The organism is Salinivibrio sp. AR640 (assembly GCF_001995405.1).
Taxonomy (GTDB): Bacteria; Pseudomonadota; Gammaproteobacteria; order Enterobacterales; family Vibrionaceae; genus Salinivibrio; species Salinivibrio costicola.
This window is the reverse complement of the sequence record NZ_MUFD01000006.1, coordinates 16,856-39,937: the sequence shown is the minus strand read 5'-3', so window position 1 is coordinate 39,937 and position 23,082 is coordinate 16,856. Positions and strand designations below refer to the sequence as shown.

Below are 23,082 nucleotides of genomic sequence, written 5' to 3'. Positions count from 1 at the left end.
TGATGCTCAGACTGAATCATTGTCTGGCTTGGGATAGGTGATAGTATTGATAAACCACTGTTTTTCGCCTTCCGGCGTTGACACCACGACGTCATCGTCGACCGCTTTTTTCAATAACGCGCGCGCCATGGGGGCATCAATCGAAATGTAGTCTTTGCGCTCATAAATTTCATCGGGACCGACAATGCGAAATTGCTTGGTGTCGCCGGCCTCGTTTTCAATCTCGACCCAGGCGCCAAAAAACACTCGGCCCTCTTGCTCGGGCGCATAATCGACAATGGTTAAGTCGTTCAGCCGCTTGCGCAGGTAGCGGACACGGCGGTCGATTTGCCGCAACAGCCGTTTATTATAGGTGTAGTCCGCGTTTTCTGAACGATCCCCTAAACTGGCGGCCCAGCTGACAATTTTGGTCACTTCTGGACGTCGCTCGTGCCACAGGTAATCGTGCTCGGTTTTGAGCGCATTAAACCCTTCACGGGTCACCAATTTGGTTTTCACGTTACCTCTCCTTTCACTAGCCAACTGGCGTCGTGCGATATAACCTTGTTCAGGAAAGTACAAGAAGCGAGTGAGCTTGTCGAGGCAACACTCGGTAACAATTTACCGTACAGTTCTGTGCGGACAAACACGCGGCCTGGCGCACAACTGTGGCAAAATTCAATCAGATGACGGTAATAGCTGCTTGATGATTAGGCAGCGAACAGCATTGAGGGCGAAGCATGCAAGAGAACTATAAAATTCTAGTCGTGGATGATGATATGCGTCTGCGTTCACTGCTAGAGCGCTACCTGACCGAGCAAGGGTTTCAGGTGCGAAGTGTCGCCAATGCCGAACAAATGGATCGGTTATTGGCGCGTGAAGCCTTTAATCTTATGGTGCTTGATTTAATGCTCCCTGGGGAAGATGGCCTGTCGATATGCCGCCGCTTGCGCCAAGCCAATAATCAATTGCCCATTTTAATGCTGACGGCGAAAGGGGATGAAATTGACCGAATTGTCGGTTTGGAGGTCGGAGCCGACGATTACTTACCTAAGCCGTTTAACCCGCGAGAATTACTGGCTCGGGTGCGTGCGGTTTTACGCCGTCAAACAATAGAAGCGCCTGGCGCGCCGAGTGCTGACTCCACCACGGTCACTTTTGGTGAGTTTCGTCTTAATTTGGGCACGCGTGAGATGTTTCGTAATGACGAACCAATGACACTCACCTCGGGGGAATTTGCAGTGCTCAAAGCCTTAGTGACCAATGCGCGTGAGCCGCTTTCTCGGGACAAACTCATGAACATGGCGCGTGGCCGTGAGTACTCAGCGATGGAGCGCTCGATTGATGTACAAATCTCCCGTTTACGCCGTATGGTCGAGGAGGATCCAAGCAAACCGCGTTATATCCAAACGGTGTGGGGACTCGGCTACGTGTTTGTGCCTGATGGTGAGGTGTAGCGATGCGGATGTCACCGCGGACGAGCTTCGCGCGAACCTTATTGATTTTGGCTGGCTTATTAATTGCCAGCCAAGTTTTTTCTTACCTGACCATTGTTAATTATGCGTTGCTGCCTAGCTTGCAGCAGTTCAATAAGATTTTAGCCTTTGAAGTCCGCTTGATGCTGGAAGAAGACTGGTATCTGAAAGATGGTGAAGTCCTTCATCTGGGTGAGCCGGTGCGCCGACAATTGCTGGAACAAATTGGGGTAACCCTGCATGCGCCAAGCAGTGAGCGCGCAAGCGCGTTCCAAGATGCGATGGAGATTGACTACTTAAGCGAACATATTAGCGAAGAGCTCGGAACAAAGACCCAAGTGCGCCTGGTCAGTGGCGAAGAAAGCTATGTGTTATGGCTGAAGTTTGAGGCCATTGATGATTTTTTAATGCGGATCCCCTTATCGGAGCTGCATCAAGATGACTTTGCGCCGCTGTTTCAATATAGCTTGGTGATTGCGTTGTTGGTGATTGCCGGCGGCTGGTTGTTTATTAAGATGCAAAACCGACCCCTGGTTGCGTTGGAGCGGGCCGCGCTCGATGTCGCCGATGGTCGCTTTCCTGATCCCGTCCCACCCCGGGGGGCGTCAGAAATTCAGGCGGTGACCGTAGCCTTTAATAAAATGTCAGCAGGGATACGTAAACTCGAAGAAGATCGCGCCTTGTTAATGGCGGGCGTCAGCCATGATTTACGCACGCCACTCACGCGCATTCGACTGGCGACTGAAATGATGTCATCCGACGATGCGTATTTGGCCGATAGCATCACCGAAGACACGGAAGAGTGTAATGAGATCATTAATCAATTCATGGATTATTTACGCGCGGTGCAACAGCAAGATCCGGATCCCGTTGATTTATCCACCATCTGTCGCGATGTAGCGAACCATCAGCAGTCAATGGGCGTTGATATTGTCTTGGACTTAGAATCGCTGCACGGTGATTTATATGCCAACTCGGTGGCGCTAAAACGGGCGGTTACCAACCTCGTGGTTAATGCGGTGCGTTATGGCAATGGCTGGGTAAGGCTGCGGTGTGGTAGCAATGCGGACCATACGTATCAATGGGTGGAGGTGGAAGATAATGGTCCGGGCATTGATGCGAGTCTCGAAAATACCTTGTTCCAGCCGTTTACTCGCGGCGATACGGCGCGGGGTAGCGAAGGAACAGGGCTAGGGCTTGCGATCGTGAAACGGATTGTTGAACAGCTTCATGGCGATATTCGTTTATCATCACGGACCGAAGGCGGGCTGCGGATCCAAATGACGTTCCCGGTCGGTAAATAGGCCGCGTTAAGCGGCCATTAGGCGTTGGAATAGTGGGTTTTATGTCCCAACCAGCGGCGAATGATGGCCTGTGCATGTTTGGGGTAGTGCTGGTGCAAATGACTGGCCAGCTTTTGTACCTCGGGGATCAGCGCTTGGTCGCGGACTAAATCGGCAATTTTAAACTCAGCCAAACCGGTCTGGCGGGTGCCCAATAACTCGCCTGGCCCACGGATATCGAGATCGCGTTGAGCAATGACAAAGCCGTCATTGCTGTCTCGCAGTACGCCCAAGCGCTGAGTGGCTGTTGTCGACAACGGGGCATGATAAAGCAGCACACAATGGCTGGCGACGGATCCACGACCGACACGGCCACGTAGCTGGTGGAGTTGTGCCAGCCCGAGTCGTTCAGGGTTTTCGATAATCATTAGGCTGGCGTTAGGGACATCGACGCCCACTTCAATGACAGTGGTTGCCACCAATAACTGCACCTCGCCTTGCTTAAAGGCATCCATCACTGCGTGTTTTTCCGCCGCTTTCATTCGGCCATGAACCAGGCCAATGGTCAGATTCGGTAACGCTTCTTTGAGTGCCGTAGTCGTATCTTCAGCGGCTTGCGCCTCTAAAGCGTCAGACTCTTCAATTAATGTGCATACCCAATAGGCTTGCCGACCATCACTGCAGGCGGCGTTGACCCGGGCAATAATGTCATCACGGCGCGTGTCCGGCACCGCAACGGTTTGAATCGGCGTGCGTCCTGGTGGCAATTCATCAATCACCGAGGTTTCTAAGTCGGCATAGGCGGTCATCGCCAAGGTGCGTGGAATAGGCGTAGCGGTCATGATCAACTGATGTGGATGCGCGCCCTGTTGTTCGCCTTTTTCACGCAAGGCAAGCCGTTGGTGGACACCAAACCGGTGTTGCTCGTCGATGATCACCAGCGCCAAGCTTTTAAATTGGACACTGGCTTGAAATAACGCATGAGTACCGACCACCATTTGCGCCTCGCCGTCGGCGATGTGTGCCAAGGTTTGTGTCCGTGCCTTGCCTTTTAATTTACCGGCAAGCCAGCCGACTTGGATACCTAGCGGCTCTAGCCATTGGGCAAAATTGGTGGCGTGTTGCTCGGCCAATAGCTCGGTCGGTGCCATTAACGCAACCTGATGGCCTTGTTCGATAGCTTGTAAGGCGGCGAGTACGGCGACCAAGGTTTTACCGGCGCCGACATCACCTTGGACTAAGCGCATCATCGGGAATGGTTTGGCTAAATCGGCACTGATCTCGCTAACCACTCGTGATTGTGCCCCTGTGGGAGAGAAGGGCAAATTGTCTAACAGGCGTTGTCCGAGCGAGTGACTCGGGGCGAGGGCGACCCCTTTCACTTGCTGTGCGTGATGACGAACTGACAGCATCGACAGGTGCTGGGCAAGGAGCTCTTCAATGATCAAGCGTCGCTGGGCGGGATGTTGGCCCGTTAATAAATCATCCAGTACCGTCTCTGGCGGAGGGCGGTGCAATAGGTGTAAGGCGTCACGCAAAGACAGCTGTCGATCGTACAAGCCTTCAGGGAGTAATTCTTCGACACCGCTTTTATCTAATAAAGCCAGCGCTTGGTCGGTGAGCTGACGTAGCGTTGCTTGGCGCAGCCCCTCGGTGGTCGGGTAGACCGGCGTCAGCGTTTCTTCCATCACCAACTCGGTGAGCTCGGAAAAGACTTGATACTCGGGATGAATGATTTCTAGCCCGTGCTTGCCCCGTTTAAGTTCGCCATAGGCTTTCACCTGTTTGCCGACCGCCAAGCTATTTTTCATCGCGGCATTAAAATTGAAAAAGCGTAGCGTTAACGCGCCGCTGCCATCTTGCACCCGAACCGTGAGCATCCGGCGGCGGCCAAACACGGTGTCATTATGGGTGATTTCACCTTCGATGGTGGCATGCTGGCCAGGCAATAGACTGGCAACTGGCCACACTCGGGTGCGATCTTCATAGCGATACGGCAGATGAAACAACACGTCCTGCACCGTATGCAGGCCGATTTTAGCCAGCTTTTCAGCCATTTTACTGCCGACACCCTTAAAGGTATCGACGGTTACTGCGCTAAGCATGGAAGATTGCATCCGTTTCTTTATCCGTCAGGTTGAGCTTGCTAAGCGATTAACGCGCGTGTTTTGCCGCCTGCATGCTCGCCCACCATGTTTCGTCAGCAATAATTTGCCCATTGTCATCGAGTGGCGGATAAGGCAGCCCCTTTTGCTTGGCCACGCGGGCGAGCACCGGATGACCGCGCTCAAACAGGATGTGATGCACTTCATCGTCGGGCAAGCGTGTCTTCGCCAACTGGTACATGCCTGCCGCTTGGCGTTGGCGTTGCGCTTCGTACAAAATCAAGGCGCTAGCCACTGACACGTTCAGCGACTGTACCATACCCACCATTGGAATGAGGATGTCTTGATCGGCTTTATCGAGCGCTTCGCGACTGATGCCATGTTTTTCTTGGCCGAGGATAATGGCGGTTGGTCGGGTGTAATCAACCTCACGAAAGTCGATGGCCGTTTCCGATAGGTTAGTGACCAATACTTGCATGCCTTGCGCTTGCATGGCCTCAAAAGCATCCGCGGTCGTGTTATGGGTGACCACGTCAATCCAATTGCGTGAACCGGCAGATGTACCGCCTAAGGTCCGCATTTTGGTGCCTTCTGGCCATACCGCATGCATACGATGAATGCCCACCGCATCGGCAGTACGAATGATGGCAGAAATGTTATTGGGCTTGTGGACTTGCTCCATACACACAGTGAGATCAGGCTGGCGCTTTGCCAGCACCTGATGAATGCGTTCAAAGCGTTCAGGTGTCATGATTCAATTCCGTAAATGACAGACGAAAGACAAACGCGCCCACCAAAAGGGTGGGCGACAGACAATAATAATGTATCGCGACGATCAGTTCTTTTGGCGGCTGACCTTCACCACATTGGGCATCACCCGCAGGCGGCGCATAATGTTGGCGAGGTGCACCCGATCTTTGGTCGTTAATCGAACAAAGATAGTGTACAAGCGACCATCACGCTCTTCAGTGGAGAGCCCTTGGATATTGGAGCCCGTTGAGGCAATGGTGTTGGTTAAATCGGCCAACGCACCTTGATGGTTTTGCATATCGACTCTGACGCGGGTACTGAACTCTTGCTCAAAATCATCCGCCCATTCCACCGGCATATACTTATCCGGCTCTTGGCGATGGCCGCGAATATTGGCACAGGTTTCACGGTGAATCACCAACCCCTTGCCGGGACTAACATGGGCAATGATAGGATCGCCTGGAATGGGGCGACAACAGTTGGCATAGGTCACTAGAATGCCATCGGCACCGCGAATCGGCATTTTACCTTCGGTAGGCGCGGCCGGGTCTTGATTCAGTAAGCGACGTGCTATCACCACGCTCATGAGTTCACCCAAACCAATCGAGGCGAGTAAGTCGTCGCTGGTTTTGAGCTTGAGATCGCTTAACACGGTATCGACTCGCGCAGCGTCGATGTCCGGCAAGTTTTGTTCTCCAAGCGCATGATTGAGTAAGCGGCGGCCTAAGGTCACCGACTCCTCCCGACGCATGGTTTTCAGTACCTGACGAATCTTGGTACGCGCCCGTGCCGTGACCACATAGTTAAGCCAAGCGGCATTGGGGCGCGCGCCTGGCGCAGTGATGATCTCGACGGTCTGGCCGTTTTTTAACGGCTGACTGAGCGGATAGGGCTGACGATTAACTCGCGCACCGACACAGGTATTGCCGACATCCGTATGCACGGCATAGGCAAAATCGACCGCGGTCGCATCGACCGGCAGCTCGACAATTCGCCCTTTCGGCGTAAAGACGTAAAGCTCATCGGGGAAAAGGTCTGACTTAACGCTTTCGATGAACTCAAACGAGCTGCCGGCACTTTGTTGCAGCTCGATAATGTTTTGCATCCATCGTTGCGCCCGTTTTTGTGCGGTGGTTCCCGATGGACGATCGGAGCCGTTTTTATAAGCCCAGTGTGCCGCGACCCCTTTATCCGCCATTTGATCCATATCTTCGGTACGAATCTGCACTTCAACCGGGACACCGTGGGGGCCGATCATCGACGTATGCAGTGATTGATAGCCGTTTGCTTTGGGAACGGCGATATAATCTTTGACGCGGCTAGGGCGAGGCTTATACAGGCTGTGCATTTGCCCCAGCACCCGATAACAGGTATCGAGATCGCGTACGATCACCCGAAACGCATACAAATCCATGATGGTATGGAAACGCTGCTCTTTGTTTCTCATCTTGTTGTAGATGGAATAGAGATTTTTTTCTCGGCCCAGTACACGGGCCTCAATGCCAGCATCTTCAAGTCGCCCTTCGATTTCCGCATGGATTTTTTGAATCATCTCTTTGCGGTTTCCCCGAGCTTGCGCAATCACTTTTTTGAGCACGCGATAGCGATTGGGGTAGAGGGCTTCAAAGCCCAGCTCTTCGAGCTCGACTTTTATATTATGGATACCTAAACGATGAGCGAGTGGGGCAAAAATCTCTAGGGTTTCGCGGGCAATACGACGCTTTTTATCCGGACGTAGGGCGCCCAGTGTGCGCATGTTATGGGTACGATCGCCGAGTTTGATCAAAATAACGCGAATGTCATGCGCCATGGCCATGACCATTTTGCGAAAGTTCTCGGCTTGGGCTTCTTTGCGATCACGGAATTTGAGCTTGTCGAGCTTAGACACGCCGTCAACCAGTTCAGCCACCACATCACCAAAGCGCTGCTGCAGATCGTCTTTGGTCACCTCGGTGTCTTCAATGACATCGTGTAATAACGCCGCCATGAGGGTTTCACAATCCAAACGCATTTCTGCCAGGATCCGTGCTACCGCAATGGGGTGAATGATGTAAGGTTCGCCCGTTGAACGAGTCTGCCCGTCATGGGCATCCCGTGCTACTAGGTAAGCTTGCCGGAGCGCTTCAAGCTGTGACTCCGGCAAATATTGACTAGCAACTTCTTTCAGGCTATCAAATAGATACAAACGGCCTGTCCCTGATAAATGACGCGTTTAACGTTGACCAGAAATGGTGCTAACCGCTGCCATTTCGGCGGCTTCTTGCTCTTGCTTCTCTTGACGCTCGCGGGCGTCGAGTACTTCTTTGTTAATCAGTCCTTCTTCTACTTCGCGTAGAGAGAGCACAGTGTACTTGTCGTTTTCTTCTGCGACTAAGGCGTCTTTACCACCGGTTTGCATTTGGCGGGCGCGGCGAGCCGCAACCAGAACGAGATCGAAACGGTTACCAATTTTTTCAACGGCGTCTTGAACAGTTACGCGTGCCATGAAGGACTCCAGCTATGTAATAAACAGGTCATTAAAAATGACCGAAAAGTATACAAAAGGCCGCGACCTATTGCTAGCTTTGTGCTGCAATGCGGCCACGTCTCAATATTTGGGTTAGTCGGCCAGCAGGTCGTCGATCATTGTATGATATTTGCTGGCTTGCTTGGTTTGCCCCATCCGCTCTGCGCGGACGATGGCCTTAATATCCATTAATGCGACGTCAAAGTCATCATTAATAATCAGGTAATCATAATCAGCATAGTGAGAGATTTCCGAACGTGCCTCTTGCATGCGTGTGGCAATGACCTCATCACTGTCTTGGCCACGCGTTGTCAAGCGTCGTTCCAGCTCTTCACGGCTTGGCGGCAAAATAAAAATACTCTTACTTGCGGGCATTTGCTGACGAATTTGCTCGGCACCTTGCCAATCGATATCAAGAAAAATATCGACGCCATTGTTAAGCATTTTTTCAATCCAGACCCTGGACGTGCCGTAATAATTGCCGAATACCTCTGCATGCTCTAAAAAAGCACCTTGGTCGATTAAGGCCTTAAATGCTTCTACCTCAACAAAGTGATAATGCACGCCATCTTCTTCTCCCGGGCGCATGGCGCGGGTGGTGTGCGATACCGACACTTTCATGTCATAGCGAGGATTATCATTCAGTAGCGCTGAAATCAGGCTAGATTTGCCCGCGCCACTCGGGGCGGAAACAATGTAAAGCGTACCTTGGCTCATGGATTGATCACTTTCACTGGCTGATGCCCATCCGCAGTATAGCGTATGCGTATGGGAGTCGATCGACGAATAGATGTTTGTCTCCCGTGGGAGGCGCGCAGGGTAGCACGAACTCATTTGGATTTGAACGGGATCGCGGTGAAAGCGATCATTAGGATGGCTTACTATGACGCATAGCGGTTGTGGGTTTACAAAGGTTCACTGTTCGATGTGGAGCTGGTAGGGTAGCGCGCAGTTATCCAAGAAGATGCATAGCACGCGCTGGGGGTTGATTTTTGATTAGCCGCCCGCAACTGTGTTGTGTGCAATTCACGCCCTTTAGGGCCTCAAACAGCGAGAAGATATCACTAAAAAACGAACGACATGAAGGAGGTGTCAATAATGGAAGGTACTCCCGATTTGTATCCCTCACGCGTCAATGGAAAAGAAACCTTCTCCCCACGTCTAGCCCCTGTTGTGTACGGCAGTGCGCAGCCAGAGGTACCGCATAGCTTAAGCCAGCACGAGCTGGATACGTTCGAGCGCCAGGGCTTTCTGGTTATGAAGGATTACATGCCGGAAATGGTGGCACCGCTTAAGCGTGAAATAACCCGTTTGCGCGATGATATGGCCGGCTATGAAGAGCTATATACCGAGCCGGATAGTGATGAGCTGCGTACTATTTTTAAACCTTTTGCCTACAGTGATTTGATTGATCGCTTCTCACGCGATCCGCGCATTCTCAATAAAGTGCGGCAAATTTTGGGTTCGGACGCATATTTGATGCAATCGCGCGTCAATATTAAGCCTGCGTTTAAAGGCAAGTCGTTTCCTTGGCATTCTGACTTCGAGACTTGGCACGTTGAGGATGGAATGCCACGGATGCGAGCCGTGACCGTATGGCTGATGTTAACCGACAACACCGAGCACAATGGGCCTTTGTATGTAATCCCCGGCTCGCACCATCACTATGCGTCTTGTGAAGGCAACACCGGCGAGAAGAACTATCAGCAATCGCTGAAAAAACAAATGCTGGGGGTGCCCAAGCCAGAGACCATGGAGGCATTGTTAGAAGACAATGGCATTGCCTCTGTAACGGGACAAGCCGGTACCTTGGTGTTCCATGATTGTAACTTGATGCATGGCTCACCCGATAATATCGCCAACGACCCACGTTCGATTTTAATGTTCGTTTATAACAGTTTGGAAAACAAAACGGTGAAGCCATTTAGTGGGTTGCCACCGCGCCCGCACTATTTATCTAACCCCGATCAACGCCCCCTGCAGGCAGTAGAGTCACTCTGGCCGCTGGCTTCTTAACCGTGTTGACGCCCACGTCTTTGTGGGCGTTTTTATTTTTTCGCTTTAAATCAGGGTTTTGCTATGCTGTCTTGGTAATTGAACACATGTTTAATTATCGCCTATTTTTTCAACGACAGTAAGGAGTACCCGTTGAATACCTCATCGAAAAAAAATATGAGCGTGACCGTTGCCGCGCTCAGTGTCGCCAGTGCCTTTTCTTTTTCCTCTTTTGCCCAAGCCAGTGACACTGCGTTGAGCGAACAACTTGGCATTGCTGATCATGCGGTCATTGCCCACCGTGGTGATTCCTACAACGCGCCAGAATCCACGTTGCCAGCCTATCAGCTTGCCTGTGAAGTGGGCGCGGATTACCTCGAGCTGGACCTGCAGCGCACAAAAGACGGCAAACTGATCGCCGTGCATGACGATAACCTCAAGCGCAACACCAATATTGAGACAGTCTATCCTGAGCGTGCCAGTGATCCGGTTAACACCTTTACGTGGGCAGAGCTGGAAAAACTGGATGCCGGTAGCTGGTATAACCAAGCCTATCCCGAACGCGCACGCGAAAGCTTTCGTGGCTTGAAGTTGGTGACACTTGACCAGGTCCGAGAAATCGCCGAAGGCTGCGCCCATCAGCCAGGACTTTACATCGAGACCAAGGTGCCTGAATTCTTCCCTGGCATTGAAGAGGATTTGAAACAAGATTTAACCCAACACGGTTGGCTAGATAAGGACGCCAAGGGCAAAGTGGTCCTGCAAACCTTCAATAAATCGAGCCTTGAAGCACTGCAAGATGTGATGCCGAATGTGCCAAAAATCTTGCTGCTATGGGCAGGTGATGGCTATATTCCGACCAAAGATAGCGCACCGAAAGCGGATGACGAATCTTACGCCCAGTACTACGCGCGTCAGGAAGTAGCCTCGAAAGCGGACTACGCAGAGTGGCTCGATTACGCCAAACAAAACGGTGCCATCGGTGTAGGGCCTTCAGGTACCCAAGCCAACTTTGATGATGCTTGGTCGAGCCAATTTAGTTACATGGATCTGGCGAAGACCTGGATGGTGGACATGAGCCATGAAAAAGGCTTGCTGATGCACATGTACACTCTGGATGATCGCGAGGACATGATTCGCTACCGTGATCGCGGTGTGGATGGCTTCTTTACCAATCGTCCTAATATGGCGGTGAAAACGTTAACGGATAGCGACGGTACAGACATTGAAGCAACCTTAACGCAACTGGGTTATTAACCCCGCGCCCGCGCGTTGACTGTATGTACCTTTGAGCCCGCCTGTTATTAGCGGGCTTTTTTAGTTATGTGCATCGACTGGAGTCGCACGCAGACACGCCGTTAATCCATCCCTGGAGGCTCCGCCGCGCCATCCATGGCGCGGAGGGTCTGCTAAGCAAATCCAGCCGATAATAGCAGTGAGTATCGACTCAGTTTAGCGGGGTTGGTTCGCCATGAGTTTAGCCAGCGTACGTCGGTACATGCCATAAGCCACCGCGCCTGCAAGGAGGTTACCGATTAAGGCACCGGCAAACAGGCCAAACAGCTCGCCAATTTGTGCCCCCAGCCAAAGGCAGGGCAGGAAAAACGCAAATAGGCGGAGCGCAGAAATGGTTAGGGCGGTGTATGAGCGGCCTAATGCATTGGTAATTGACACCATCAACATGCACACCCCCAGCGCGCCCAGGCTAAAGGGTACTAGCGTAAGGTGAGTGTGCAAGATATCGGTAACTTGTTGATCGCTGGTCATCAAATCGGCGAGGGGAGCGGCGGCAAGCCAAGTGACCACGGCGATCAGCAATTGAAAGCCGAGAATAAACTGACACGCTAACTTGACCAAATGGCGCACTTCGGTCAAATCGCCTTTACCCAGCAAACGACCCACCATAGGTGGCATCGACATGGTTAATGCCAGTACCGAGACAATCGCGAAAAACTCAAACCGCGAGCCCAGTGCCCAGGCGGCGACTGCCGCTGAGCCAAAACTCGCAAGTAACTTGGTCGCCAGCATAGATGACACCGGCGGCAGCAGCTGACTAATCATCGCTGGCCCCATAATGTGACCAATCGATCCTATACTTTTCTTAACGTTGACGTCATGCCAGTCAAAAGAAACCCAACCTTTGCCGAGTACGCGAGGGGCGACAATGGCAATGCCAGTGCCAAAAGCAATCAGAGTGGCCACCGCCGCGCCATTGATGCCCCAATCGAGCCAAAAAATAAAGATAGGATCGAGGATAAGGTTTAATAAGCTGGTAACCACCATCATGGAACCGGGCAACACTGTGTTGCCATTAGCGCGAGCCAAGCTATAGAAGAAGTAAAGCACCGCCCCTGTCCAGGCACTGACGAGCCAAATTTGCCAATAAGTATCAATCACCGGGAACACCTTGTCCGGCGCATCAAGCAACATCAAGATCGGATGGCGCAAGGCATAGAGCAAGCCGGCAAACAATGCCACGCCTGTGGTGCCAATAAATAAAATCAGACCGCCTAATTGCTTGGCATAGCGACACTGATCGGCGCCGAGCGCGCGCGAGATCACCGCTGTGGTCGCAATGCCGAGGCCAACTTGCAACCCGATAATGATCATCTGAATCGGCAAGGTGAAACCTTGTGCGGCGAGCGGGAGTACGCCCAATTGACCAATGAAGGCACTATCGACCAACTGAAAGCTCATCAGCGACAGCACACCAAACAGCATCGGTAGGGTGGTAGAGAAGAGGCGCTTGGCGCGAGAAACGGATTCCATCAGGCACTCTTTACATTAATAGGGTGAAAAAAGCCGAGCATTGGCATGCTCGGCATAGTCGCACCAATTGTAGAGGAATGCTAAAAATTACCAACCCCTAATAAATACGGTTATTCAGTGTCAGCGAGCCTGACCCTAGCGATGCGATGGACGTTCAGGGGGGCGACTGCACACAATCATTGGAGTTAGTGATTCATGCTGGTAGCTGTGGTTTTTAGTGAAACAAGTCACTATCTCTATTGCACTGATCCTGATGAATGAATATGAGATTGAGGGGGGAGCGGGAGGATGGCTGTCTGCTTATCAATGCAGGCGCTGTGGTGGGTTATCGGTGCGTGCGATCACGAGAAGACACAAGGTTTCGGTGAAATGTCAGTTTTATTGCATTTTAAACCAAACCTTTTTGACTATTGATTGAAATATTTATTGCTTTTAGTGATAAGAAAGCTAGCACAACGCAGTATAAAAACAGCATGGCTTTCGCTGTTTTGTAGCAAAAAAATCACTTCTGACAGGCTGTTATCGTTGATCGTGACCAATATTCGAGATAAATATAGACCACATTATGTAAGTGTGTAATACGTATTGTTGCTCTCAGTGCTTAGGATGGCCAAGAGAGCACAACGGCAGGATCAATGACCTGAAAAAATATCAGATAGTTAACAGGGAGTAGTGGACTATGCTGTCGTACTTTATACGTCGGTTTCTTTTAGTGATACCGACGTTTCTTGGGATCACCATTTTGATTTTCGGTATCACGCGCCTTGTGCCTGGCGGGCCGGTTGAGCGAATGATGACCCAAATGCAAGCACAAGGTGATGGCGGCTCGAGCTTGCAACGTGCTGGAGATAGCTCGGCCTTGTCTGAAGCGCAAATGGACGATTTGCGCGCCTTTTATGGTCTCGATAAACCCGTCGTTGAAGCCTATATGGATTGGTTAGGAAAGTTGGCCAATTTTGATTTAGGTGAGTCGACGCGCTATTACGAGCCAGTCGCGGATATGATTGCCGAGCGCCTGCCGGTGTCGCTGTTTTATGGCGGGATGACCTTCTTTATCAGTTATTTTATCTCCCTTCCGCTTGGCTATTACAAAGCCCTCAAGCACGGCTCGGTGTTTGATTCATCCTCCTCAGTACTTATCTTTATTGGTTTTGCCCTGCCGGGTTACGTGGTGGGGGTCTTACTGATCACCCTATTTAGTTATCACCTCGAATGGTTCCCGATGGGCGGCTTTGTTGGCGATGCCTACTATGACGCGACCAGTTTTTGGGAACGCGCCAAAGATGTGATGTGGCATGCGGTACTGCCGCTGATTTGTTATCTGATTGGTGATTTTGCCACTTTGACCATGACGATGAAAAACAACCTGATGGAAAACCTCTCCGCGGACTATATTCGCACCGCCATTGCCAAAGGGTTACCGTTTCGTTCGGCGGTACGCAAGCATGCGCTGCGCAACAGCTTGATTCCGATAGCCAGCCATTTTGGTAACTCTTTATTGTTCTTTATGACCGGTGCATTTTTGATTGAGGTGATTTTTAACATCAACGGCATTGGTTTGCTCGGCTATGAATCGATTATGGAGCGTGACTATCCGGTGGTGATGGGGATTGTTGCCATCAATGCGCTATTACTGCTGGCGGGCAATATCATCTCTGATATCTGTGTTGCCTTGATTGACCCTCGCGTGAAGTTTGGATCTTGATATGTTGACGATGAGCCCTTTAACTCAAAAGAAAATCCGCAGCTTTAAGCAAATTAAACGCGGCTACTGGTCGTTTATGATCTTGACCACCATGTTGGTGCTGTCGCTATTTGCCGAGCTGTTGATCAACAGTAAAGCGTTAATGGTCAAATACGACGGCAACTATTACTTCCCTGTGATGAGCGATGTGTACTTGGCGAGCGATTTTGGTCAAGTGGGCACCAGCGAAGTCAATTATCGTCAGCTCGATAAAGCTTTCGAGGCACAAAGTGGCGACAATTATGTAGTCATGCCACTGGTGCCGTGGAACCCGCTTGAGCAAGACTTTAGTGGCGACTTTCCGCCCACGGCGCCAAGTGCCGCAGACAAGCATTACCTCGGTACCGATGATATCGGCCGCGACATTCTCGCCCGCCTGGTATACGGCTTTCGTATTGCCATGGGCTTTGCGTTACTGACCATGGCTGCGTCTTATGCGATTGGCACCGCCGTGGGCTGTGCGATGGGGTTTTGGGGCGGTAAGTTTGACCTCTTCTTCCAACGCTTTATTGAGGTCTGGTCGATGGTGCCGTTTTTGTACGTGATCATGATTTTGGTCTCGATTCTCCAACCCACTTTTGCCTTGTTCGTCGCGATTAATGTGCTATTCGGCTGGATGGCGATCACCTGGTATATGCGCACCATGACCTATAAAGAATCGTCGCGTGATTATGTGATGGCGGCGCGTGCATTGGGTGCCTCTACTAGCCGGATCCTGTTTCGCCATATTTTGCCCAACACCATGGTGATGATTGTGACCTTGGCGCCCTTTACCATCGCCCTCAATATTACCGCGTTAACGGCGCTGGATTATCTCGGTTTGGGACTGATGCCACCGACGCCAAGTTGGGGCGAGCTGTTACAGCAAGGTAAATCAAATCTGGACGCGCCATGGATTGTTGCGTCTGTGGTGACCTCACTGGTGGTGGTATTGGTGATGGTGACCTTCATTGGTGAAGCGGTTCGCGCTGCGTTCGACCCGAAAAAATTCACCCGTTACGACTAACGTTAAACACAATGTGCAATGTTTGAATCACGATAAGGAAATCACGATGAAAAAACTGATCCTTGCTACCTCCGTTTCCCTGTTTAGCCTCAGCGGCTGGGCGGCGGAATTGCCTGAAAATCTTAATTGGCAAACCAACTGGGATGCCCCCAAAATCGGGTCTCCCGACGCCAAGCGCGGCGGTACACTGCGTACCCATTTGCAGAGTTTTCCGCAGACATTACGCACTGTGGGGCCGGATTCAAACTCAGGCCTGCGCAGTTACTTTCTTGATGAAATGCCCTCACTGGTAAAGCGCCACCCAGATACACTGGAATGGATCCCGGATTTGGCCAACGAGTGGGCATTTAGTGACGACAACAAAACCATCTATTTTAAGCTTAACCCAGAAGCGACTTGGTCAGATGGCGAACCACTGACCGCCGATGATTTTGTGTTTATGATGCAGTTTTATCGCTCTAAAGACATTGTTGCCCCTTGGTATAACGACTATTACACCAACACCATTGGTAGCGTGGAGAAAATCGACGCGCATACTGTGGCCATATCGAGTGCAGTAGAGAAAAACCAAGAAGAATTAATGTATACCTTAGGAAGCTTAATTCCGCGCCCTGCGCATTTTTACGCTAATCCGCGCAAAGATGAAAACCAAGACGGCATTGCTGACGACTATGTGCGCCGCTATAACTTTAAAGCCGAGCCCACCATGGGGCCCTATGAGCTGGGCCGTGTGCAAAAAGGACGCCGACTTACCTTTAATCATGTCGACGATTGGTGGGGTTATACCAACCCCTATTACCAAAATCGCTACAATGTTGAGCGTATTCGAATGCGCGTGATCCGCGATAACGACATTGCCATGAAGCATTTTGAAAAGGGCAATTTGGATGTGTTCGATTTGGTGCTTCCAGATATCTGGCATGAAAAAACCCAATCTGAACCTTATAAAAAAGGCTATATCACCAAGTTCTGGGGGTATAACGAAGTGCCGGTTGGCGCGGGCGGTTTGTGGATGAACTCGGCCATGCCAATGCTGGATGATATCAATGTACGCAAAGGGATTCTCTATGCCACCGATTTTGACGGCATGATTGAAAAAATCACCCGTGGCGATTACTCGCGTAAACCGCATGCAATGGGCTTTGGTCATGGTGAATACGACAATGATGGTGCAACACCGCCAGCGTTTGATCCTAAAAAAGCGATCAGCCATTTCGAACAAGCCGGCTTTGACCAGGTTGGCGCCGATGGTATTCGCGTCAATGACAAAGGCGAGCGTTTAAGCTTCGCGATTACTTATGGGTATCAGCAGCACACACCACGCATTGCTTACTTAAAAGAGCAGGCTAAGCAAGCAGGGCTGGAATTTACTATTAACTTGGTCGATGGCTCATCGGCGTTTAAATACGTACTCGAGAAAAAGCATCAGTTGGCCTTTCTTAATATGGGTACCTCGGAAATTCCGGCCTATTGGGAGTACTTCCACTCGGATAACGCCAATAAAACGCAAACAAACAATCACTCTAACTACAGCTCACCGGCATTGGATAAGCTGATCATGGCCTATAAAAGCGAGTTTGATACGGCTAAAAAGTATCAGCTGTCGCATCAAATCCGCACCAAAATCTCAGAGGCCAGTGTGATTGTACCGGGGTACATGGTGCCGTATGTGCGTCAAGGTTTTTGGCGTTATGTACAAATCCCAGATAACGCGATGACCAAGCGCACCGAAAACATGGTCACCAGTGGCCGCGTGATGGGCTTTGGCACCTTCTGGATTGATGAAGAGATGAAAGACGCCACCGAAGAGGCCATGGACGACGATAAAGCCTTTGAGCCGGTGACCATCATTGATGACAGATACAAGCTGTAGAGGCGCTTATGACCCAGGATGTCATTCTTTCGGTTAAGGATTTGACCGTTAATTTTACCACTGACAATGGCCCCCGTGAGGTACTTCACGGGGTGAGCTTTGAGGTGAAAGCCGGGCGCACGCTCGGCTTGGTGGGCGAGTCGGGCAGTGGCAAAAGTGTTACTGCGATGTCAATTATGGGCTTGCTGCCTAAACCCTATGGGCAAGTGACCGGCGGCGAGATTCTGTATCGCGGGACGGACTTGGTCACTCTGCCCGCCAAAGAGCGCTATGCGATGCGCGGTAATCGGATCTCGATTATCTTTCAAGACCCAATGACGGCGCTGAACCCTGTGCATACCATTGGTCGGCAAATCAATGAAGTCTTGATGTTGCACCGCCCGGAGCTGGATAAAAAAGCCCGGTATGCCTGCGCATTGGATATGATGAACAAGGTAAAAATCCCACTGCCTGAAAAGCGTCTCAATGAGTATCCGCACAACCTGTCTGGTGGGATGCGCCAACGGGTCATGATTGCCATGGCACTGGCCTGTAAGCCCGATATCTTGATATGTGATGAGCCAACCACCGCCCTAGATGTGACGGTGCAGGCCTCGATTTTGGACTTGATTAACGAGCTGCAAGAAGAAACCGGCATGGCGGTGATTTTTATCACCCACGATCTGGGCGTGGTCGCCGAGGTGTGTGACGACGTGGCAGTGATGTACGATGGCCAAATTCGCGAACGGGCCGATATTTTTACTTTATTTGACAACCCCGCCCATCCGTATACCAAGCGTTTGCTGGGGTTAATGCCGGGGCGTACTCACCAACCCAAGCAGATGATTGATATTCGCCCGTTGGAAGACTTTGATGCAGCGCCATCATCGACATAGTTGCAGGAGAACGCGATGAGCAAGGAAGTCCTCAGAGTAGAAAATCTGAAGCAGTATTTTGTCTCCGGCAAAGGCCTGCTTCGTCAAGGCTACACCATTAAAGCCGTCGATGGCGTATCGCTGTCGGTGTCACAAGGTGAAACACTTGGGCTGGTGGGGGAGTCGGGGTGTGGCAAAAGTACCCTTGGCCGTACCATACTCAAGTTGTTTGAGCCTACCGAAGGGAAAATTTTCTTTGAAGGTAAAGACATCACCCCGTTGTCGCCACGACAGATGCGGCCACTGCGTAAAGACATGCAGATTGTCTTTCAAGACCCGCTCGAGTCGCTCAACCAGCGTCATACCATCGGCGGGATCTTAGAAGAGCCCTTTATTATTCACAATGTTGGTACCGCGAAAGAGCGTCGCCAATGGGTGCTTGAGCTGTTGGATAAAGTCGGCTTGCCCCACGATGCGGTAAACCGCTACCCGCATGAGTTTTCGGGCGGTCAGCGGCAGCGGATTGGTATTGCCCGGGCGATCGCCCTCAAACCGAAACTGCTGATTTGTGACGAGTCCGTCTCCGCCTTGGATGTGTCGGTGCAGGCACAAATTCTTAATCTGTTGTTGAAACTCCAGCAAGAGATGAACTTGGCGATGATTTTTATCTCGCACGACTTATCGGTGGTCCGTCATATCTCCGATAAGGTGGCGGTGATGTACTTTGGTCATGTGGTAGAAGAGGGGCCGACCGAAACCGTCTACCACCAGCCGCAGCACGAGTACACCCAAACGCTGCTCTCTGCCATTCCGATCACCCACCCTAAATACCGCAAACACAAGCGCCGTGCCGAGCAACCGGTGGCCGAAAAAAAGCCTGAAGCGGTGAGTTAAGTACACGCCCAGGCCCCTCTGGTAAAAATGAGGTAACCCCCAGTAGTTGGATATCCAACATCGGGGGTGCTTCATCAGCAAAAGCTTGAGCTGACTGGGCAAATTTCCTTTCGCCAATTGCTGTTGCTTTGGCAGACTCTAGGCTCATTGGATAGGCTTTATCAGCTCACCCAGCCGTATAAAGAGCGCGTCACTGCGTCCTTTGAACAGCGGTTTAAGCGGTTTGTGGCAGCTAATAGCCGTCGTAAAGCACTGTTAAATCGCTTGAGTGATTTGCTTAAATGATTGGGTCCAACCCAGGCAGAACCAGTGTTGTTAGCAAAAAATATCGTTGAGTTTTGATTGGTTGAAAGCCTTTATGCCCGCCTTTAGGTCTACACATTGTTACCTGTGAAGTCACTTTGTGTAGACCTCAGACGAGAGTGTGACTTAACTCTTTGTTGCTATTGTTTGAAAAGTATAGAAAAGTGATCCTTTCATAACGCTTACAATCCGTGGTTTGTAAGGTGATGCAGGCTTATAGCGTGGAAGGAAAAAATGCAGCAGATCGGAATTTACGAGCAGCTGGTCACGCAGCTTATTGAGAGCCGTATTGATCGAGAGCGATTCTATGTTGGCGAGCGGACGCTTACCAGCAACGAGGCGTCAGTTTGGTTGTCTCGCTTTTTATCGCATGTTTTGCACCATGTGCTCGACGCCGTGCCTGCCAGTGACGATCGCCTAGCGCAGCAAATCACACTATCTAACCAATTCTTGCTGTGGCTGAAAACCCAGATCCACGATAAAGACATTATCGACGATAACCTGCTCGCGAGTCAGGGGAAAATCCTGACGGCCCTTTATGAGTTTGAAAACCCGATAGCATCTGATTTAGCGCGTTATGTGCAAGATGTTTTCCCACTCACCGGCTTAACGCAAAGTGAGCTTTTTTGTGGCAGTAATGCGGGCCTTTCATTGGAGTCAGAGCTGAAAAGAGAGATTTTATCCGCAGACAAAATCTATTGGTTGGTATCATTCATCAAGTGGGCGGGGATAAGAATTTTTCGTAAAGAGCTGGAAGAATTTACCCGCAGTGGTCGCGAGTTAAAGGTCATCACTACGTCATACATGGGCGCGACAGACGCGAAAGCGGTGGAGTATTTAGCCAGTCTACCCAATACCGAGGTGAAGTTAAGCTACAACACTGAGCGCGAGCGTCTTCACGCAAAAAGCTATTTGTTTTTACGCGAGACCGGCTATCACACCGGTTATATCGGATCGTCAAACCTCTCTCATTCTGCACTGACGAATGGGTTGGAGTGGAACCTTAAAATCACCTCGCAAGAAATCCCCCATATTATCAATAAATCACTCAGCACTTTTGAAACATATTGGGCCTCGAATGAATTTGAACGATTTGACGGAGATGTAAAAAGTACCGAAAAACTGAATCAAGCCCTTCGGCAGCAGCGTGGTGGCGAAGAAGATGGTACTACGTTTTTCTTCGATCTCTCTCCTTTCCCACACCAACATGAAATTCTGGAGCAGCTGACGGTTGAGCGTCATACGCATCAGCGTTTTCGTAATCTCGTGGTGGCGGCAACAGGGACAGGTAAGACACTGATTTCTGCGTTTGATTTCGCCCGTTTTTTGAAAATCCATCCTGATGCCAACTTTTTATTTGTGGCCCATCGTGAAGAAATCCTTAAGCAAGCGCGTGCGGCCTATCGAGGGGTATTACGTAACAGCACCTTTGGCGAGCTGTGGGTCGGTGGTCACACGCCAGATCATTACCGCCAGTTGTTTGTCTCGATTCAAACATTGAACAACCAGCTCGATACGCTCAACTTGACGGCCGATTACTATGACTACATTGTGATTGATGAGGTGCATCATATTGCCGCGAGCAGTTATCGAGCGGTTTTGCACCACTTTTCACCGTCAATACTACTGGGCCTGACGGCGACACCTGAGCGTCACGATGGCGGCGATATTCTCGCGGATTTTGGTGGCGTTATTGCGGCTGAGATTCGGTTACCAGAGGCGATTAATCGTCGTCATCTTTGCCCATTCCAATATTTTGGTATTGATGATGATACCGATCTGAGGACCATTCCTTGGCAGCGTGGCCGCTATGATATTGCACAGCTGACTAACCTCTATACCTCCAACCAAGCCCGGGTGGATAAGATATTACTCAGCATGAACGAGATCATCACGGATCTTAGCCGTATGAAAGCACTCGCTTTTTGTGTGAGTAAAGAACACGCTCAATACATGGCTCAACAGTTTTCACTGCAAGGGCTTAAGGCGGATGTGTTGACCAGCGACAATCGGCATGAACGCCAGCGAAAGCAGCAATCGCTGCGCGCCGATGAGATCAATGTGCTTTGTGTGGTTGATATTTTCAACGAGGGGGTCGATATTCCTGAAGTCGATACCTTATTGTTTCTGCGTCCCACCGAGAGTTTAACCATTTTCCTTCAGCAGCTAGGCCGCGGTTTACGGTTAGCCGAGGGCAAAGAGTGCTGCACTGTCCTCGACTTTGTCGGTCATTCGCGTCCCGAGTATGACTTTGCAAATAAGTTTCGGGCGCTGGTGGGCAAGAGCGCTCGAGCGATTAACCATGAGATTGAACAAGGCTTCCCCCATGCGCCTTTGGGCTGTCGTATTGAGCTTACTAAGCGCACGCTAGAAATGGTCTTGGATAACATTCGCAAAGCGTCGCTAACGCTAAGACGCTTAGTGGCAATGGTTCGTCAATATCCTCAGCACACCCATCTGCCGCTGACGCTAGCGAACTTCCTAAACTTGTATCCGCATATTGATTTAAACGAACTATACAAGCGAAGCTGTTGGTCAGAACTGGTGTTCAAAGCAGATCTACAGATCAATGATGCTTCTGTTGATGAAAGTGAACTTAAAACAATCAAGAAAGCGATTTTTCAGCGGATTTTAACCACGGATGATCATGCGTATCTACAGTTTTTAAAGCAGCTTTGCCAAACAGACTTTGCGCCTGATACGGGTAGCGAACGGCATCGACTCATGTGCCATTATGATGTTTGGCAACAAACAGGGCCAGCTCTTGGCTTTTCATCCATTATGCAAAGCTTTGCCGCGTTAAGGCGGCTGGGCATCAAAGCAGAATTAATGGACGTGGTGGACTGGAAACTGTCACAAACCAAGCACGAGCAGTTAAGGATGGACGATTTGCCTGATGTGCCATTGCGACTTCATGCTCGATATGCGCGTGAGCAAATTCTAGTTGGGTTTGGCGCTACCACGTTGGAGCGGCAGCCGCCTGCACGAGAGGGGCTCTATGCGCTTAAAGATCAAAACATCGAACTGTTATTTGTCACCTTGGATAAAAATGAAAAGCAATTTTCCCCGACGACCATGTATCACGATTATGCGATTAACGCGTCACGCTTTCACTGGCAGTCGCAAAACAGCTCGCGCCCTGATAAAGGCCGCGGCAAAGATTACATTCAACATCAAAAGATAGGGAAGCGCCTGTTTTTGTTTGTACGTGAGCAAACTAAAGATGAGTACGGGCGTACCATGGGGTTTGTGAACTTTGGCGAAGTGAATTATATCTCACACACCGGCTCTCAGCCGATGGATATTACGTGGGAGCTAGCCACTCCGATGCCAAACTTTATGTGGCAGCAAGCGGCGAAGTTGGCAGTAGGCTAGTCGAGATGGCAGTGGCATTGGGTGACCAACGTGCTACATCGCCCAATGAAAAATTCGATGAAACTTACAACCCTAACTCGTCTAGAGAGTGTGACTACGTTTGCTGAGGTCGAAAAAGTCTACCAATAAGCAGTGGTTTGAATAAGCGTGTTCTATCAATGATGCAGAAGG

General features: G+C 50.6%; 17 protein-coding genes and 1 pseudogene. 11 read left to right on the top strand and 7 right to left on the bottom strand.

Annotation, left to right across the window (positions count from 1 at the left end; translation table 11 throughout):
- Nucleotides 1-6: 6 nt before the first annotated feature.
- On the bottom strand, nucleotides 7-498 hold the full coding sequence (gene greB / locus BZG75_RS05095; protein ID WP_077576363.1) for a transcription elongation factor GreB: 492 nt from the start codon (nucleotides 496-498) through the stop codon (nucleotides 7-9).
- A 221-nt stretch (nucleotides 499-719) separates the two neighbouring features.
- Here greB and ompR point away from each other — a divergent pair, with 221 nt between their 5' ends.
- Both ompR and envZ read left to right on the top strand, forming a co-directional pair.
- Nucleotides 720-1,436, top strand: a complete 717-nt coding sequence (gene ompR / locus BZG75_RS05090) for an osmolarity response regulator transcription factor OmpR (protein WP_077461486.1) — start codon at nucleotides 720-722, stop codon at nucleotides 1,434-1,436.
- A 2-nt stretch (nucleotides 1,437-1,438) separates the two neighbouring features.
- Nucleotides 1,439-2,758, top strand: a complete 1,320-nt coding sequence (envZ, locus tag BZG75_RS05085; RefSeq protein WP_077461487.1) for a two-component system sensor histidine kinase EnvZ — start codon at nucleotides 1,439-1,441, stop codon at nucleotides 2,756-2,758.
- A gap of 17 nt (nucleotides 2,759-2,775) precedes the next feature.
- Here the strand turns inward: envZ and recG are convergent, their stop codons facing one another.
- The 5 genes from recG to gmk all read right to left on the bottom strand — a co-directional run bounded on the left by recG (nucleotide 2,776) and on the right by gmk (nucleotide 8,815).
- Nucleotides 2,776-4,854, bottom strand: a complete 2,079-nt coding sequence (recG, locus tag BZG75_RS05080) for an ATP-dependent DNA helicase RecG (protein ID WP_077576362.1) — start codon at nucleotides 4,852-4,854, stop codon at nucleotides 2,776-2,778.
- A 37-nt stretch (nucleotides 4,855-4,891) separates the two neighbouring features.
- The gene (trmH, locus tag BZG75_RS05075) at nucleotides 4,892-5,593 is read right to left on the bottom strand and encodes a tRNA (guanosine(18)-2'-O)-methyltransferase TrmH (protein WP_025744372.1); all 702 of its coding nucleotides are present in this window, start codon (nucleotides 5,591-5,593) and stop codon (nucleotides 4,892-4,894) included.
- A gap of 84 nt (nucleotides 5,594-5,677) precedes the next feature.
- Entirely contained in the window at nucleotides 5,678-7,777 is a 2,100-nt protein-coding gene (gene spoT / locus BZG75_RS05070; protein WP_077576361.1) for a bifunctional GTP diphosphokinase/guanosine-3',5'-bis pyrophosphate 3'-pyrophosphohydrolase, read from the bottom strand.
- Between the two features lie 27 nt (nucleotides 7,778-7,804).
- Complete coding sequence (rpoZ, locus tag BZG75_RS05065; protein WP_077461490.1) at nucleotides 7,805-8,077, bottom strand: DNA-directed RNA polymerase subunit omega; 273 nt, start codon at nucleotides 8,075-8,077, stop codon at nucleotides 7,805-7,807.
- A gap of 114 nt (nucleotides 8,078-8,191) precedes the next feature.
- Nucleotides 8,192-8,815 (bottom strand): guanylate kinase, encoded by a 624-nt coding sequence (gmk, locus tag BZG75_RS05060; protein WP_025744374.1) that lies wholly within the window; start codon nucleotides 8,813-8,815, stop codon nucleotides 8,192-8,194.
- Between the two features lie 381 nt (nucleotides 8,816-9,196).
- Between gmk and BZG75_RS05055 the strand changes: the two genes are divergently transcribed.
- The gene (locus tag BZG75_RS05055; protein WP_077576360.1) at nucleotides 9,197-10,114 is read left to right on the top strand and encodes a phytanoyl-CoA dioxygenase family protein; all 918 of its coding nucleotides are present in this window, start codon (nucleotides 9,197-9,199) and stop codon (nucleotides 10,112-10,114) included.
- A 156-nt stretch (nucleotides 10,115-10,270) separates the two neighbouring features.
- Nucleotides 10,271-11,350 (top strand): glycerophosphodiester phosphodiesterase, encoded by a 1,080-nt coding sequence (locus BZG75_RS05050; RefSeq protein WP_077576359.1) that lies wholly within the window; start codon nucleotides 10,271-10,273, stop codon nucleotides 11,348-11,350.
- A gap of 195 nt (nucleotides 11,351-11,545) precedes the next feature.
- On the opposite strand, the gene BZG75_RS05045 is transcribed toward BZG75_RS05050, so the two are convergent.
- The gene (locus BZG75_RS05045) at nucleotides 11,546-12,862 is read right to left on the bottom strand and encodes an MATE family efflux transporter (RefSeq protein WP_077576358.1); all 1,317 of its coding nucleotides are present in this window, start codon (nucleotides 12,860-12,862) and stop codon (nucleotides 11,546-11,548) included.
- A 679-nt stretch (nucleotides 12,863-13,541) separates the two neighbouring features.
- On the opposite strand from BZG75_RS05045, the gene BZG75_RS05040 reads away from it, so the two are divergent.
- From BZG75_RS05040 to BZG75_RS05010, 7 genes and pseudogenes are all read left to right on the top strand, one after another.
- The gene (locus BZG75_RS05040) at nucleotides 13,542-14,567 is read left to right on the top strand and encodes an ABC transporter permease (RefSeq protein WP_025744376.1); all 1,026 of its coding nucleotides are present in this window, start codon (nucleotides 13,542-13,544) and stop codon (nucleotides 14,565-14,567) included.
- 1 nt (nucleotide 14,568) lies between these two features.
- Nucleotides 14,569-15,612 (top strand): ABC transporter permease, encoded by a 1,044-nt coding sequence (locus BZG75_RS05035; RefSeq protein ID WP_077576357.1) that lies wholly within the window; start codon nucleotides 14,569-14,571, stop codon nucleotides 15,610-15,612.
- A gap of 46 nt (nucleotides 15,613-15,658) precedes the next feature.
- On the top strand, nucleotides 15,659-17,485 hold the full coding sequence (locus tag BZG75_RS05030; RefSeq protein WP_077576356.1) for an extracellular solute-binding protein: 1,827 nt from the start codon (nucleotides 15,659-15,661) through the stop codon (nucleotides 17,483-17,485).
- An 8-nt stretch (nucleotides 17,486-17,493) separates the two neighbouring features.
- A complete protein-coding gene (locus BZG75_RS05025) occupies nucleotides 17,494-18,360 on the top strand; it encodes an ABC transporter ATP-binding protein (protein WP_077576355.1) in 867 nt (288 codons plus the stop codon).
- Nucleotides 18,361-18,375: 15 nt separating this feature from the next.
- A complete protein-coding gene (locus BZG75_RS05020) occupies nucleotides 18,376-19,233 on the top strand; it encodes an ABC transporter ATP-binding protein (RefSeq protein ID WP_077576354.1) in 858 nt (285 codons plus the stop codon).
- Between the two features lie 78 nt (nucleotides 19,234-19,311).
- Nucleotides 19,312-19,518, top strand: a pseudogene (locus BZG75_RS15530) (hypothetical protein); the annotation flags it as partial.
- Nucleotides 19,519-19,770: 252 nt separating this feature from the next.
- Nucleotides 19,771-22,911, top strand: a complete 3,141-nt coding sequence (locus BZG75_RS05010) for a DUF3427 domain-containing protein (protein WP_077576353.1) — start codon at nucleotides 19,771-19,773, stop codon at nucleotides 22,909-22,911.
- Nucleotides 22,912-23,082: the final 171 nt, after the last annotated feature.